We start from the raw sequence: 15,139 nt of genomic DNA, 5'->3' as shown, positions 1-15,139 counted from the left end.
TCGGTGCCAAAAAAGCTGGTTTGTTGGTACTGATCGGTGTCCGTGAGCATCATTATCCTTGAGCATTTCGACCAGAAATTTGGATCAGAATAGCGAAAACTGGTCGAAATGGCTATGTCATATATCCACGTAATCCTAGTGCCACAAGGTCTGGAGACTTTTTTCAGGGTCGACTAAGTATTTTCCGCCAGACGTATTTGCTGATTAATTTCCCGAGCCGACTTTCCAGGATCTTTAGCCTGAACTATAGGGCGTCCAACGATAATATATGAAGCTCCGCTACGAACGGCATGAACAGGTGTACCTACCCGATGTTGATCCTGCACATCACTACCTATTGGACGAACACCAGGGGTGACTATAAGCATATGCTTGGCCAGCAGCAAGCGAAGAGCTTTCGTTTCTTGTGGGGAAGCGATAACCCCATGGCAGCCACTACGCTCAGCGAGTTGTGCAAGCTTTATAGCTTGATCCTGGATTGATCGCTCAACTCCAATATCCAATAAATCTTGTTCATTAAGCCCTGTCACAACAGTTAAAGCTAACACTTTCATATTTGGAAACTCTGATGCTGCCTCTACCGCAGATTCCATCATCTTCTGCCCGCCAGAAGCATGGACAGTAACCATATCTACTCCATGCTTGCCTGCAGATTTAACAGCAGATGAAACGGAATTCGATATTTCGTGCAATTTCAGGTCTAAAAATACCGTTTTTCCAAGGTCCTTAAGATATCGAATAACCTCTGGGCCTTCTGACGTAAGTAGCTGCAGGCCCACTTTGTAGGTTGTAACTTCTGCTTTGGTTGACTCAACGATTTCCTTCATTTCAGTGGCCGTAAAAACGTCCAGTGCGACTATTAACAATTTCGATTCCCCTTCATAGCATCATAATGCTTAACAGTTTATAAAAGAACCGCTGTTCCATAACTCAATTGCTCTCAAAGTCCGATATGATCGAGTCGCCAAGTAATATCTCCACTTATCTCAATAGACTACTGATAACTGAAGATTTACTACTGGGTCAGAAGGAAAGAATACACTGCACTCGAGACACGCTGTGAATACATCCCTGTAAGCTCGTAATCGGCATCCATACCTCATACGGTCCCGAGCGCAGTGTACTCTTTCCTTCCCCCTTTAGTACATATCCGATCTTAGAACGGAAGTCATTGTAATTTATCATGATTGCCTTTCTATTCATACTTGGTTATCTGCAGGAACATTGGTTGCAAAAGGTGCACAATCGCCCAATGGTGACCTTTCTTTTTCAAACAGCTCTGGGGTCCATTGGTATTTTCGTTCAATCCGCACACCCAGGAATGATACAGCTTCAACATTTTCTTGATCACCCGTTTCACCGTCCACTTATTTTTGTATGCTGCTCTGCAGGTAAACAGTAACTTGGGGTTCCGCTCTGTCAATGTCACTAGGTTGCGGTCTTACACGTTAATCCAGCAGCCCTCTCAGTGTCCGAGCTAGGTGTTTTCACCCTCAATACCAATGGGCGCTGGAATAAGTCTCACTCCAGCTTCAGAGTTCCGTGCTTGCGATAATGTTTGCCTCTTCGCTGTGGGCACATCCTACGGTTGAGACGGTTGATCTTACCCAAAATGGTTGAACAGCTGGCCATTTTACCGCTCTCCTCAAGCTGCATTAACTCGCGATAAATGTTTTTTTGAAGCAATTATACTGTAGCGCAATGTTTCAGGCCGAATAGCTTTACCCATTTAGTATTTCGATCCGAATTCGTTCTTTTGGGGTCAGCTTGTTAGTATGAATTCCTATGGGGTTCCAGGCTTTTTCGTGTGGAAACACATCAGCCTACAGGCAGCTGGCTTTCATCTCTACTGCCAAGTAGATCAGTTTTTGTGGGAGTCTAGCTTTCTAGTGGGAGGGTTTACGGCGAATTTTCTAACAACTTTCTTTCCTTTAAAATCCTTGACCCAGCAAAGTACAAAACAACGACCATAAAATAAACTACTAATGTGGCTACAATGTCCCAAATATCAAAAGTTCGCTCAGGTAAGTAGAGTTGCAATATTTCGTAAATCACCAAACCTAGTGCATACGAAGATGCATTCTGAACGAATTTTTTATTCCCCCAAATTATCGCCACCAGTAATATCCCTAATAACGTCGAAATTGCATTAGGGAGAGAACCCACAATTATGTCAAACATACCGCCATTTTGCTGGTATGCAGCACGATAACTTTCAGCCTCTCCCATTAAGAGATAAGTTATAGATAAAATAAGAAAAATTAAAAGGTATTTAATCATGATATTACAATAGAGGGGCCGCATTAAACGGTCCCTCAATGCTCATATTATATCTTTCGTTGGCCTGAGTTAACTTATCGTAATAGTTAACCGCGTCTATCTCTGCTGGTGAGATATGGCCAGCGCTCCTGAGCTGACGGTAGCGCTACGCCTGCTCAACTACTAGATCATAACGCCGAGTTTGCATCTCTAGCTGCTTTTCAAACAGTGCCAAATCTTCTCCGTTAGCGGTGATATGCTGGTCAATATCGTGCGTCTTTTGATGATAAATTTTCTCGCTACGGGCCAATTGCCGAGCGACCAATTCTTGTTGACTTTCGTACTCCGCCTACTTATTTTCTTGGCGCGAATCTCAACACCTCTTAGCGTTTTTAACACTTGTGGAAACAGTGGTCAAGCGGATTAAATATCAAACTATGATCACTTATTCACTCCCGGCTGAGCTTGAATAATGGTCATAGTCGTCACTTTCCCAATATAGGATAGACGTTCTAATTACCACTTTTCGATAGTACGCTCATCTACCAGGCCCTCTACATACTCAATAGACGCTGCTTGACATGAAGGCTGATCTCTCATCTGGAAGTCAACCAATAGGTTTGTGGTCATTACTAGAAGAACACTCTTGTTAAGAGGACCGGCTTAATACTCAGCCTTTTGCTATATCGATGGCTCTTTCAAGATTGAGAGTAGATTATTCCCGAATATCATTGACAATGGCTTGCCAGTCGAAAGGCAAAAAGGCCACCAACTCTATAACTGTACGTAAGTAAACTGCACGACTATAAGTTAGCACTGCCCGACGATGAACCGGCCCTCAGCTAGGGACATCCCGTATAGTAGAGTAATCTTTGCCAAAGCCCTGGCCACACTTTTCCTTCTACAGCCGTTTTGGAGTGGCTTGTTCTAGGAGAACACTGATTTTTTAGAGTGAAGAAGAAAGGTTAAGATGATTTGGTGAAGATTCTCTACTAGCTACCTTGAGCATTATTTTTTGAAACGTCTCATCAAAGATAGGCTCCAGCCCACTAGGTATGTAATTTTAAAACCTCACTTGCTACACAGAATTCAGCACAGGCCGGCCATGGATCCACGGCTTCAATGCCGCATAGACCAAGCCGTTGGCGGGGGTTGATACTCCTAGCCTTCGCCCCCTTCGCACCACACTTCCATTAAGGAACTCAAGTTCGAGGCGCCTTCCAGATGATATGTCGAAGTACATTGAGCCAAGCGTTGTATCAAGCACTCCTGAAGGCAGCTCAGTCTCCATATGCCGAAGTGTACACTCGACGGTATCATCGGCCAGATCAATCCCACTTTGATGGGCCACAGCATCAACCTCACGCATGATGTCAACAAAGAGCTCACGTGATTCTTGACACGCTAGCAGCGGGCCCACGGGCAATCGCGTCAGCGCCGTCATTCCGTTCACCGCGCAGATAAATACGAACTTCTCCCATATGGCTCGGATGATATCGTCGCGTACTTCGGCGACAATCCCAGCTTCCATAAATGTCTTCTTCAGAGCTTGTGTACGCTCAGAGCCAGTTGCATTTTGCTCTCCAAAGACGAGTGGCCCAGGGTATCTGTGACGTACTACCCCTGGCTCCTCGACTGCTGCATTGACCCATGAGATGCCTCCAAGAATGGCCTTCGGGCCGAAGGCTGCGTTAAGGGAGTCCATAGAGTCGACCCCGTTTTGGAGGGTAAGCACCATGGTGCTCTCACCTACGGCGTCGGCGACAAGCCTTACGGCTCCATCGGTATCATAGGTCTTGACGCAGAACAGGATCAGATCCACCACTCCCATAGGACTCACTGTGTCCGCGGCATCGACCTGAATCGTAAAGGACCCCCCCTCAAGAGGAAGAAGGGTTAAACCACGCTCCCGAAGTGCACGCAGCTGCTTTCCACGGGCGACAAAGAGTACCCTATGCCCGGCTCGCGCCAAGTAGCCCCCGAAATAGCTTCCGAGAGCTCCAGCTCCCATGACGAGAATTCTCATTACGCTCTTTGGCTCCACGGAATTGGCTATTCGTGACGATTTTGGCTTCCCAGCGGATGCTACCTAACGGCACTTTGAAAGCCCGCCTTAAACACCAGTTCCGCTTTCGCATAAAGGCCAGGATAGAAGAAAAGCTGGACAGTGCTACATAACTCCGGTGCCTGGGTCAGCCGAAACGCAGTGTAGTCGCCTATAACCTTGCTTTATGTAGCGACAATTTGTACGCGTTGGGGCACTCTAAATACTTTGATCTGTCTTTCTACATATGTTCGCGAACCACACTTTTACGGTATTCAAAAATTATTAGTTGTAGAAGATGGTCATATAATTTTTGAATCTAGAATTTGGGGCAATTAGCTTGTACCAGTCACCTTCAGATACCAGTTTTATCGATGCAATGGTGGTGCTATCGAGGTATTCAATCTGATCCTTTTCAGTAATCCAGTTAGGGACTGTTGGCACTAGTATCCTAATTTAGTGCACTCCTGTCATATTCACCAGTGCTTGCAAACTGATCTGTTCAAAACCTAACACTTCACCACCTTTTGCATCAGCGAAGGCCTGGGCATCCTGCTGCCGGGCAAAACTTGCCAGCGTTGCGCCCATCGCACCCTGCTTGGAATGCCCGATCACATACCATGCCTTCCGGGCATCCACATAGGTTGTCTCATCAGGGTGATCCCAGGGAGTCACCGCCATATCGTGCACAAAAGCTTGCTGTATATTGTGGCGGTTTTCAGGATCAACAATAAAGGCAAACATATCACGGGTGGAGCAAAATTTGAGATTACCAACAATTCCCTTACTGAACAGCTGTCCTTTAGGCCCCGGAAAATTAGTAATGATCATGCCACATAGGTGACATTCTTCGCCGCTTTCAATCGCTACCACTTGTTGTACCATGGCAGCTTGATTATTTTCAGTACAGCCAACCAGTAAGCCTGTTGATACCAGCAGTATCAGTAACCCCCTTGTTGGTAAAAATTTTCCTAGTAAATACCTCATCACAGTCTCCTAACTCATAGACCACGGCGATTAAAAATATACATAGCCACGCTGGCGGGCAGCACCAACCAAACCAACAGCCCGCCAAGTAATCCATATAGAGAAAACTGAGTTTGCTGTGCTACAGCCATAAAGCCACTGAGGTTCTGGTCGGCAAAGTAAGTGATATTTATAAGCCGAAAGATATCTGTTGGATTCAGTAACAGCATATAAGGGAACAGATTAGCGTCCATATCGCCTTCAGTTGATACGAGTAAGCCCAGTAATCCCAGATCAAACACCAGTACAAAAATAAACCAGATAATCAGTGCGATACCGGCCGCTTTAGACTTTTCCGCTACACTAGCGCTTATTACATAGGCAATGGCAATAAAAATCCATCCGAGCAAAATGGCGGAGAAAATAAATAGAGTATAGGGTATTAACAATTCCCCCCAGGAAGTACTAGCTGAGAAGAGACCAATTATCAGTGCCGAAGAGCCAAAGCCCACTAACGTTGAGAATGCCATTATCGTGCCCTGACCCAGCATTTTACCCAATAAGAGCTGAGCCCGGGATAAAGGATAAGTCATCAGCAACAACAAAGTACCACTTTCATCTTCCCCAACAATGCCATCGTATGAAAGCATCAATGCAATCAGCGGAATGATAAATACAGCCAGGCTTGCCAAACTGACAATTGTTGTTGATAGAGAGGTAAAGCCGACCTTGCCCGCTGCAGCAGCACCAAAATACGCCAGCCCTATTGCCAAGATTGCAAAAGTAATACAAATCGATAAAACCCAGCGATTCCGCAAGCCATCACGGAACTCTTTACCGGCGACGATCAGTAACGGATTCATCATAAAACTGCCTCCTGATCACACCTGTTCTGAATAAAGTGCGTGTAGAGATCTTCCAGTGAAGGCAGATGAATATCGATGTTATCAATACTGGATAAGCCGGTGAGTGTACGCAGAGCTTGCATTCTCTTATACATGGGTACAGCCATTTTTATATCAGTATTGTTACTAATGGCTAGTAGGCGCATATCCTCTGGCAATTCTTCAGTTAAACCGGGCCGCCCTTTTAGTTGAAATACTGCCGGTAAGTCTGCCTGGGCTCGTAACTGCTCAATACTGCCACTGGCCAGTACCGTACCTCGACCCAAGATAAGTGCCCGGTCGATATACTTTTCAACTCCAGGCAATACGTGTGAACAAAGCACCACCGTACAGCCCTGATGTTTTAAATGATCAATAGTGTGATAAAAGTCCTGCGTGGCAATCGGGTCCAGCCCAACGGTCGGTTCGTCCAGTAACAACAAACGCGGACTGCCCAACAACGCCTGTGCTAATCCCAAACGCTGGCGCATACCTTTTGAATAGGTTTTAATCCGTCTGTCACAAGCCTCGTTCAAGCCTACCTGCTCCAGCAATTCTAAACAATCCTTACGGCATCGTTTACGGGTAACGCCTTTTAACCGGGCAAAGTATTCCAGCACTTCCAAACCGGTAAGCTGATCATAGAAACTTACATTTTCCTGTAAAAATCCAAGCTTACCCCGCAGCTCTCGGGTACCTGCCTGTGTTGGATCTTTACCAAATACACTGACCCGGCCGGATGTAGCTTCAATCAAACCCAATATTAATTTGATAATCGTGGTTTTACCGGCACCGTTATGTCCAAACAGGCCAAAAATCTCACCCGGCTGCAAAGTGAGATCAAGGCTCTGCAAGGCCTTTATTCCTTGATATTTCTTTTCTACCTGTTGTAATTCAACAATATTATCAGCATGGCTCATTATTCTGTACCTGACTGAATCTGTGGTGACAGGGAATTATCCTCATCAGTGGATTTCGCTTCGACCTGTTTCCACAGTCTCTCAGCCATTAAAGGCTGGCTATCGATAACCCCCGGAGCTTTCAACACCGGGAACTGTCGCTGTACCCAGCGCAGTGTTTCAATCGCTGGGCTATTCAGTAGAAGTTTGGCACTTGGAAACTTCCATAGCAGCCGATCAACGCTGTCATTCGGCTCGTATTCAATATCACCAATTCCATCGCCATTCATGTCCCAACCTAAGTAATCACTCCAATAATTCCCGGCCCAGTCCTGTGCACGGGTAGATACATACTTCACCTGGGTCCTATTATTTACAAAGGCATTTCCTGTCAGCGTATTGTCTTCTGAAGCAGCCGTTAAGTGGATACCAATATCACTGTCAGCAAAGCGGTTATCGGCAAACTCATTAAACAATGAGTTGTAAATGAACAATGCTTTGCCTTCCAACCCAGCCCTTCTTGCCGCTTTGGTACCGTTTTTTTGCATATGAGGGTTGTGGCGATTTTGTATGCCACGGATGTCGTTATTTCTTAGGATTGAATTGGTAATGTAGTTCATCAAAATGCCGTAATTAACGTCATTCAATGAGCGGTTATTCAATACCGTCAGATATTTTGATTGCATCAGCGCATAGCCTGTCCGGGTATTCTCGGTCAGATTACTCTTTAGTAGGTTGTTGTAGGAATACATATAATGCACACCGTAGCGCAAATCGTGCAGATAATTATCGATCAGCTCATTGTTATTACTGGTATCGATATAGATGCCATCTCGGGTTTCCCAGACCTCATTGCCCTCTACCAGGGCCTGACTAACATTAAACAGATGAATACCATTTCCGCGGTCGGATGCATGCAGTTCCAGCTTGCCCCGTATTTTGTTATTTAAAATCTTTACTGCCTTGCTGGCATCTACCCAGACACCGAAGCCGCCTCCATGGAGGCTGTTATTTTCAATACGACTACCGGTTGCCGAGCTTGCTAGTAAGATACCGGCATCTTGATTTGTCAGGTCCTCACCCCAGTTTACAATCCGTAAATCATGCACATAACTTTTTTCAGCTTCAATCTGTAATGCGTGCCCCTTGCCGCCCGCATCAATTACTGCGCCTTTCTCTGCAGTTAGCTCAATCGCTTGCCGAAGTATAAAGTTACCCCGATATTCACCTTTACCTAATATCAGAATGTCACCTGCCTGGCTGCGATCCAGCGCCAGTTGCAAGTCATCCTGCGGTGTCAACTGAGTGACAGCCGCACTGGTTACGCAGCTGGTCAGCAGTGCCAACAGGCCAAAAATTCTTCTGGTCAGTTTCAGTATCTGTTACCTCTCAAACTAGCCGGACGGTTAACCCGCCCGGAAACTATTGTTGTTACGCAGGTTCAACGAGCATGCGGCCACGCATCTCCATGTGCAGTGCATGACAGAACCAGTTGCAATAGAACCACTGTACCCCGGGCTTATCAGCAATGAAGGTTACTGAAGCAGTTTGTTGCGGGCTGATTTCCATCTGTACACCATGGTTCACCATACAGAAACCGTGGGTAACATCTTCAATCTGGTCAAGGTTGGTGATAACCACGGTGACTTCATCACCCTGCTTCACATTGAACTCATTCATCCCATAAGCCGGAGCGACGGAAGTCATGTAAACGCGCACCTTTTTACCGTCACGAATTACTTTATTTTCACGGTAAACATCAACCCCATCAGCCTTTGCCATTGCAATGGTGGCAGCAAAAGTAGGATCTTTACGGTCATACAATTTGCGGGTTTTCACCTTAGAGCGGTGCACAATCATACAGTCATGGGGCTCGGCATAAGTTGGGCCGTCGTGGATCAGCTTCATCTCATCACCAGAGATATCAATCAACTGATCATTCTCGGCATGCAATGGGCCACACTGCAGGAAACGGTCTTTAGAAAACTTCTGTAGAGATACCAGATATTTGCCGTCGGCATCACGGGTTTCCCCCATACTGGTGTGGTTATGACCCGGCTGGTAATGAACATCCAACTTTTGCTCGATGTAATTAACATTCTCACCGTTATACGCGTGGATGGCTTTCTCAATATTCCACTTACAAACCTGACTATCAATGAATAGCGTGGTGTAAGCATTGCCCTTACCATCAAACGCCGTGTGCAATGGCCCCAAACCCAATTCCACTTCAGCAACAACGGTATCCCGCGGTTTAATCTTGTCCTCAAACAGAGCATCAAACTTATCTAACTGGAACATAGTCACTGTTGGCGATAACTTACCGTTGGCAACCGCATACTTTCCGCCAGGTGCTGTGTTAATACCATGCGGGTTTTTCGGCACCGGTACATAGCGAGTCAGCTTAGAACCTTTACGCCCATCCAGTACCGGTACGTCGGAGCCTGCCAGTTTGATAAATTTACCCGCCTTAACTGCTGCTTCGATACGCTCAATATTGAAGATAACCAAATGATCACGCTCTGCTTTCATAGAGCCGGTAAGATCAATCGCACCCTCTGAGTTATAGCAGGTTGAGAACGCATACTTACCGGTGTAATCCGCATCGGTGTTATCCAGGTTACCGTCAACAATTACCTGCCATGCCACATCCATACTCTCAGCATCAACACCGCTAAACATGGTGTAGTAACCGGGCACATCATCCATATTCAACCCATTATTTGGATGTGGAATACGGAATTCTGCATTGGCAAACACATACTTGGTATAGGGTACTTTTTGTACTCGTAAACCATGAATAGCCTGACAGTTAGGGATAGTGGTTATCTTGTCGGTCTTCATAATGTCACAGCGAATCCGTGCTACCCGTGTATTCGCTTTGTCATTAATGAAAACATACTTACCGTCATAACGGCCGTCTGTCATCGACATATGCGGATGGTGGCTATCGCCATTCAGTGGTACGTTTTCTCCCAGAATAGCTTTACTCTCATTGGTAATACCCCAACCAGTTGCGCTATCTACATTGAATACCGGAATACGCATTAGCTCACGCATAGATGGCAAACCAAGAACACGCACTTCACCAGAGTGACCACCACTCCAAAAACCATAGTATTCATCCAGCTCACCCGGACCAACCGAACTATCGGAACCACTGGAGGCATGTGCGGTGGAGGACAGTAAAGTACCGCCCATACCCGCCCCCAGTGTACTTGCTATACCAGCCAATGCCGCCGAGCCTCCGAGAAATAATCGCCGGCTAACTTTTACATGTTCTGTCGCCTTTGAATCTTCCACATCAATTTTCGGTAGGTTTTTATCTTTCGGATCAATCATCTTCACATTCCCCCTCTAAAAGAGATTAAGTGTTCGGCACAGTATCGGTTACATCCAGAGCCTTAATCTTTTTGACAGCCGCCTGCTGTTTAGCACGTTTTTTGGCTTTAATGACCAAGGGTGGGCACTTGTCATTTCGGTAGTAAGTAACTTGGCAATCCAGGCAGTGATGGCACTCATTGGCATTGATGGAGCCATCGGGATGAATCGCTTGAATTTCGCATTCATTCGCGCAAAGTCTGCACGGCTGGCCACATTCTTTGCGACGTTTCAACCAGTTGAATAGACGTAGGCGGGCAGGAATCGCCAGTGCTGCTCCCAGCGGGCAGATATAACGACAATATACCTTGCGGGTAAAAATGTTGATCACTAGCAGACCAACGGCATAAATCACATAGCCCCATTCCCGATTAAACTTCAGTAGGAAAGCTGTTTTGAATGGCTCTATTTCAGAATACTGCTCTGCAGCAGACAGAGATTCCAAAGACACTGCAAACAACGCCAGAAGAATCACATATTTGATTGCCCAAAGGCGCTCATGCACAGCAAAAGGAAGTTCGAACTGTTTGATTTTGAAACGTCGGGCAACTTCATTAATAAGCTCTTGTAAGGCACCAAATGGGCATAGCCAACCACAGAAAATTCCTCGGCCCCACAGCAACATAGTCATTGCAACAAAGCTCCAGAGAATGAACAGTATCGGATCAAGTAAGAACAAGTCCCACTGAAATTCACCCTTGAAAGAATGCACAAAGGTAAAGACGTTCACTACGGACAGCTGCCCGAGCGCATACCAGCCTATAAAGACAAGGGTAAATACCAGATAACCTTGTCGCAAACCATGCATCAGACGCGGCTGACGAACCAGCAAGTCCTGAGTAATGATAATCACCAACAACACAAACAACGCTACAGCCAATACGGCAATCTGAAAGGACTTTTCTCGCCAGATACTTAGCCACAGCGCTTCAGGTTCAGGCTTCAAAACAGGAGTAACCGATTCAGTGCGCGACAGATATTGTTCTGGTGTCAAATAATCGCCATAAAAACTGGTGAAAACACTATCCAATGCGCCAACCTGACGGCGTACAAGTAATTCTAATTGCCAGGTTGTACCCGGATCGAAATCATACTGAGCGCGAACAACAAAGATCGCCATTTCCCTGAAACCAGGGAATCCGTCAATATAAACATCATCGAGCCGGTAGTAATCAGTATCATGGAAGCTGATGACTTTGCCGCTCTGTTGCAACTGAGTACGATCAAAAATACCACCGCGAACGTAACCATTACCTTTAAAGGAGTAATCCCCTTCCCCCATCACAGCGATTGCGCTATCTCCAGGGCTGAGTTCGCCCATTAGCCAATCATACTGAGAATCACCCAGTAAATTCCGGCCAATAGTGGGGATATCGACCGGGGCGTAATACAGATCAATAAACTCCTTGTCTGCTTCTCCTGGTGTTTTAGCTGTTTGATTTTCAGCTTTTGTGCCTACAAAAGCTGAATCAACATCTTTGCGTGACAGAAACAGCCGGCGAATGGACCCGTCACCTGTTAGCTGTATCCAGTCTGCTTTAGAGAACACGTCTGGTTTAATGTTCGCGGAGGGGGTAATGGCTGCCTGAGAAAACCCTGCGATACCTAAATTACGAGCCACTTTTCGAGCTGCACGCATAATGGTTTCGTTGACTACCCTGACGGTTACTGTAGCACCGGACACCATATCAATATTATGTGTTTTCTCGTTATTATCGCTACCTATCCGGACCTGATCAGCCACATTTAGGCCTTGATAATTACCTGCAAAATCAAAAAGTTCTTGCTCAGGGATACCTACCAAAAGTATAGGTTCATGATGTTCCAGTACCCGGATAGCCACCAGCTGACCTTCTGGGTCCATCACGATCAAAGTATTAATGGGTTTACCGGAATAAGCAGGAATTTTAACAATATCATTGGTATTAAAGGCGTAACCGATTTCTTTATCATCTGCATAAACCCGTCGAATAAAAATCCGATCGCCATCCAGAGATTCCTTATTAGTAATATAGGTCGCATCAGGAAAAGCTTGAAAAATAGTTTCTTTCTGCTGCGCCTCACTAACTGGCTCCATCGCCTGCACACTATTAAATACTACTAGAACTAGTGCTACTCCAAACCATAAGCGACTAAGAAAATCCGTAAACTGTCTGCAATATTCGCTCATCACCAGCAACCTCTGCAATACCAATTACTGATTACTGATTAATGGCACTACTGGTGGTAGAAGCCATGATATTTAGTTATATGAAGTGAAAACAAATTGACTGCTCCTGCATAAATCAGTGATCTACAAATCAAATGCTAAATTTCATCTGCATCTATATGTGTGCGCCACTCTGAAATAGGTTGATGCTGAATTTTTAGCTGATTAGTTTTCGTTACAACGCCCTTTACCATGCTTGATGTTGTTATCACATCAGTCAAACTCTGCATGTTGGCCGTCAACTTATACATCATTTTAGGTGCTTTAGACTGTGTTGTAAGGAGTACAACGCAAAGCAATGCTGCACATATCGTCAGAGCTATATCCTTAGCTGGAATTGACATAATGCCACCTCCCCATTTCAACCAGCGATGACTTGCCTCAAGGGAAATTTTAAAAGGACTACTTCTGAAATTTCTTGATTTCCATCAAGTTATAAGCGTTCAAGGTCTAACCAAACCCAATTTGATTCAAGTCATTAAAGATCATCCTAAAAAATTTCTTTTTTTTGCATCGATACTTTTGCAGACTCTTACACCTCTATTATTGTTTTCTGCTGGCTTTAAAAATTCTTTTCCCTAACGGGTAAATCCAGTACCATCTTCAGCAGCGTAAGACCTATTGGCAACCAAGCTTACTTAGATCATCTTGTGGTTTTTACATTCAGGTGCTCAATGAAACAAAATCTACCAGGATGACTTGACTTGCACATTCCGCTTAACAGGGAAAAGGTCTTTTCTAGTGGTATTTTTGCTATCAATCATAGAGCTATCACACTCATTCCTGATTGCCATCTCAAAATGGCCAAAATCCAGTGCTTGATACATGGCGAAGCGCCGAACTTTGCCTCGCTATAAAATAACTCGGTAAATCGTGGAATTGGCCTAATTTCCCCACATTGAAGAAATGAGAGGAAAGCCTTATGGTTGAGTGACAGAATGTTTCTAAAGCGTACCGACATTCAATACACTGAGCTCAACTTTGAATCTCTCCAAAATCAAACCCGGTACGATCTGGTGTGGTAAAAACCATGCTGCCTTGGATCATCACCATTAACCCAACGCTCGACTCCCTCCTCCTTAAGACAATTTTTTAACGCGCCCAGATCTAGCTTTAGGAGATAGTTTATAAATGCCCTTTTCCCGTGCAATTTTTAACCACAGGGAAATAGTTTTGCTCCCCAATCCTAATCTACGGGTAACCTCCGCCGCAGACTACCCACCAAATACTTCCTGACCAGCAATTTTTTGCATCAAGTGCTGCTCCTCAGCACTAAGTTTTCTGGCTTCATATTTCATACAGATTTATTACCTGGGAGTATTGATTATTTCCGCCCTGCTAGTATTTCTGGACTACCCCTTTGGATACCTGATTAGCTCTTGACTTAGGAGAAACTATAATCTCATAGCCAATGATTACGATAGCTGACATTAGGAACCATATAAGCCATTTAAATGCATTTTGTGCAAATACAACCTGCAAAGGATTTCCTATTACATAATCCATTAATGGCTGCCGAATAAATGCCCCATGTATTGAAGTTAGCAAGAGTGAAAACACCACTACAGCTGACAATACTCCATACTTAATAAGTTGCTCACGCATCAATGCATAAAGAGCAACTGCAGCAACGCCATATTCAATAGAGCTTATCAGGGCCACATACTTCACATTCCATGAAGGCTGTATATTAACTCCCTGCATCTGGCTACTCACCCATCCTGGCAACCATTCTGAAGAGATAACGTGGGCTACAAAGCTGCTTGATGATGCTACGGCTGCAACTACGAATAATAAAATAATTCTCATTTCTATCCCTAGTGGTAATTTCTGAGTGCTAACGTCTTGATTTGCGAAACTGTGGCCCCGGTGGAGTCTCCCAGGGGTGGAATGAGACGAACAGCACGTAAAACGATCCTGAAATGACTACTTTCTCTCCAGCGTTTTTATGCAGACGCCCAAAGAAATTCAGACACAGAGGAAGCTTCACTTATGACATCCTTCGATAGGGCATAACTAGGACCACCAAAAAGACCAGAAGCCCTCCATGGTGCTCACATTAACCTCAAAAAAACGTCACATCGTCACCCCGAACATAGTCTCCCAATTCATCATAGCCCCTGTATTTATTCATGTAAACCAAGGAATCCGAGGTGAGATACCCATAGCGTTAGAAAACCCGGCATTACAAAGGTGATATTTTATTAAAACTGGGGATTTTTTCTTGAGGTTGGTTCTCATGAAAAATTATTGGCTAGCAGGGGATTAAATCCGGGAGCTGCACGAAACCATAGAGCCGAATGCAATCTCTATGCGACCTCTATAAAAAATAAACGCAATCCTTCTGCTTGGCGCAGCCTGGAAAGTAAAAATCCGCATTCTTAGAATGCGGAATTGCCCTCGGCCCCCTAAAAGGGGGCTATTGAGCCAGTCTTCTTAGAAGACTGACCGAGAGTTATCCCGCTTTACACTATCAGCGCAAATCCAACCGGGATTG

General features: G+C 45.1%; 12 protein-coding genes. All 12 read right to left on the bottom strand.

Annotation, left to right across the window (positions count from 1 at the left end; translation table 11 throughout):
- Positions 1-173 precede the first annotated feature (173 nt).
- The 12 genes from pyrF to ACCI49_RS20915 all read right to left on the bottom strand — a co-directional run bounded on the left by pyrF (position 174) and on the right by ACCI49_RS20915 (position 14,451).
- Complete coding sequence (gene pyrF, locus ACCI49_RS20970; RefSeq protein ID WP_371841185.1) at positions 174-866, bottom strand: orotidine-5'-phosphate decarboxylase; 693 nt, start codon at positions 864-866, stop codon at positions 174-176.
- 333 nt (positions 867-1,199) lie between these two features.
- Positions 1,200-1,367: a hypothetical protein gene (locus tag ACCI49_RS20965; protein ID WP_371841184.1), complete on the bottom strand. Its 168-nt coding sequence runs from the start codon at positions 1,365-1,367 to the stop codon at positions 1,200-1,202.
- Positions 1,368-1,899: 532 nt separating this feature from the next.
- On the bottom strand, positions 1,900-2,304 hold the full coding sequence (locus ACCI49_RS20960) for a hypothetical protein (RefSeq protein ID WP_371841183.1): 405 nt from the start codon (positions 2,302-2,304) through the stop codon (positions 1,900-1,902).
- A 1,033-nt stretch (positions 2,305-3,337) separates the two neighbouring features.
- Positions 3,338-4,285 carry a 2-dehydropantoate 2-reductase gene (locus ACCI49_RS20955; RefSeq protein WP_371841182.1) on the bottom strand — a complete coding sequence of 316 codons (948 nt, stop codon included), beginning with the start codon at positions 4,283-4,285 and terminating at the stop codon, positions 3,338-3,340.
- A gap of 474 nt (positions 4,286-4,759) precedes the next feature.
- Positions 4,760-5,290: a nitrous oxide reductase accessory protein NosL gene (locus tag ACCI49_RS20950; protein WP_371841181.1), complete on the bottom strand. Its 531-nt coding sequence runs from the start codon at positions 5,288-5,290 to the stop codon at positions 4,760-4,762.
- 14 nt (positions 5,291-5,304) lie between these two features.
- A complete protein-coding gene (locus tag ACCI49_RS20945; RefSeq protein ID WP_371841180.1) occupies positions 5,305-6,135 on the bottom strand; it encodes an ABC transporter permease in 831 nt (276 codons plus the stop codon).
- Positions 6,132-7,073, bottom strand: coding sequence for an ABC transporter ATP-binding protein (locus ACCI49_RS20940; RefSeq protein ID WP_371841179.1), 942 nt, complete (start codon positions 7,071-7,073; stop codon positions 6,132-6,134). Before ACCI49_RS20940 ends, ACCI49_RS20945 begins: the two co-directional genes overlap by 4 nt.
- On the bottom strand, positions 7,073-8,398 hold the full coding sequence (locus tag ACCI49_RS20935) for a nitrous oxide reductase family maturation protein NosD (protein WP_371841178.1): 1,326 nt from the start codon (positions 8,396-8,398) through the stop codon (positions 7,073-7,075). Before ACCI49_RS20935 ends, ACCI49_RS20940 begins: the two co-directional genes overlap by 1 nt.
- Before the next feature lie 85 nt (positions 8,399-8,483).
- Complete coding sequence (nosZ, locus tag ACCI49_RS20930; protein WP_371841177.1) at positions 8,484-10,394, bottom strand: TAT-dependent nitrous-oxide reductase; 1,911 nt, start codon at positions 10,392-10,394, stop codon at positions 8,484-8,486.
- A 25-nt stretch (positions 10,395-10,419) separates the two neighbouring features.
- Complete coding sequence (gene nosR, locus ACCI49_RS20925) at positions 10,420-12,603, bottom strand: transcriptional regulator NosR (protein WP_371841176.1); 2,184 nt, start codon at positions 12,601-12,603, stop codon at positions 10,420-10,422.
- Between the two features lie 137 nt (positions 12,604-12,740).
- Positions 12,741-12,986 carry a hypothetical protein gene (locus ACCI49_RS20920; protein ID WP_371841175.1) on the bottom strand — a complete coding sequence of 82 codons (246 nt, stop codon included), beginning with the start codon at positions 12,984-12,986 and terminating at the stop codon, positions 12,741-12,743.
- A gap of 994 nt (positions 12,987-13,980) precedes the next feature.
- Positions 13,981-14,451, bottom strand: a complete 471-nt coding sequence (locus ACCI49_RS20915) for a hypothetical protein (protein ID WP_371841174.1) — start codon at positions 14,449-14,451, stop codon at positions 13,981-13,983.
- Positions 14,452-15,139: the final 688 nt, after the last annotated feature.

The organism is Microbulbifer epialgicus (assembly GCF_041447265.1).
GTDB lineage: Bacteria > Pseudomonadota > Gammaproteobacteria > Pseudomonadales > Cellvibrionaceae > Microbulbifer > Microbulbifer epialgicus.
Note: the sequence above shows the minus strand (reverse complement) of the source record. Positions and strands in the feature narration are given on the sequence as shown.

Coding starts and splice junctions, on each gene's coding strand:
- nosZ (WP_371841177.1), bottom strand. CDS start 10,394: ATGATTGATCCGAAAGATAAAAACCTACCGAAAATTGATGTGGAAGAT.
- ACCI49_RS20945 (WP_371841180.1), bottom strand. CDS start 6,135: ATGATGAATCCGTTACTGATCGTCGCCGGTAAAGAGTTCCGTGATGGC.
- ACCI49_RS20950 (WP_371841181.1), bottom strand. CDS start 5,290: ATGAGGTATTTACTAGGAAAATTTTTACCAACAAGGGGGTTACTGATA.
- ACCI49_RS20955 (WP_371841182.1), bottom strand. CDS start 4,285: ATGAGAATTCTCGTCATGGGAGCTGGAGCTCTCGGAAGCTATTTCGGG.
- ACCI49_RS20915 (WP_371841174.1), bottom strand. CDS start 14,451: ATGAGAATTATTTTATTATTCGTAGTTGCAGCCGTAGCATCATCAAGC.
- ACCI49_RS20940 (WP_371841179.1), bottom strand. CDS start 7,073: ATGAGCCATGCTGATAATATTGTTGAATTACAACAGGTAGAAAAGAAA.
- ACCI49_RS20920 (WP_371841175.1), bottom strand. CDS start 12,986: ATGTCAATTCCAGCTAAGGATATAGCTCTGACGATATGTGCAGCATTG.
- ACCI49_RS20960 (WP_371841183.1), bottom strand. CDS start 2,304: ATGCGGCCCCTCTATTGTAATATCATGATTAAATACCTTTTAATTTTT.
- nosR (WP_371841176.1), bottom strand. CDS start 12,603: ATGAGCGAATATTGCAGACAGTTTACGGATTTTCTTAGTCGCTTATGG.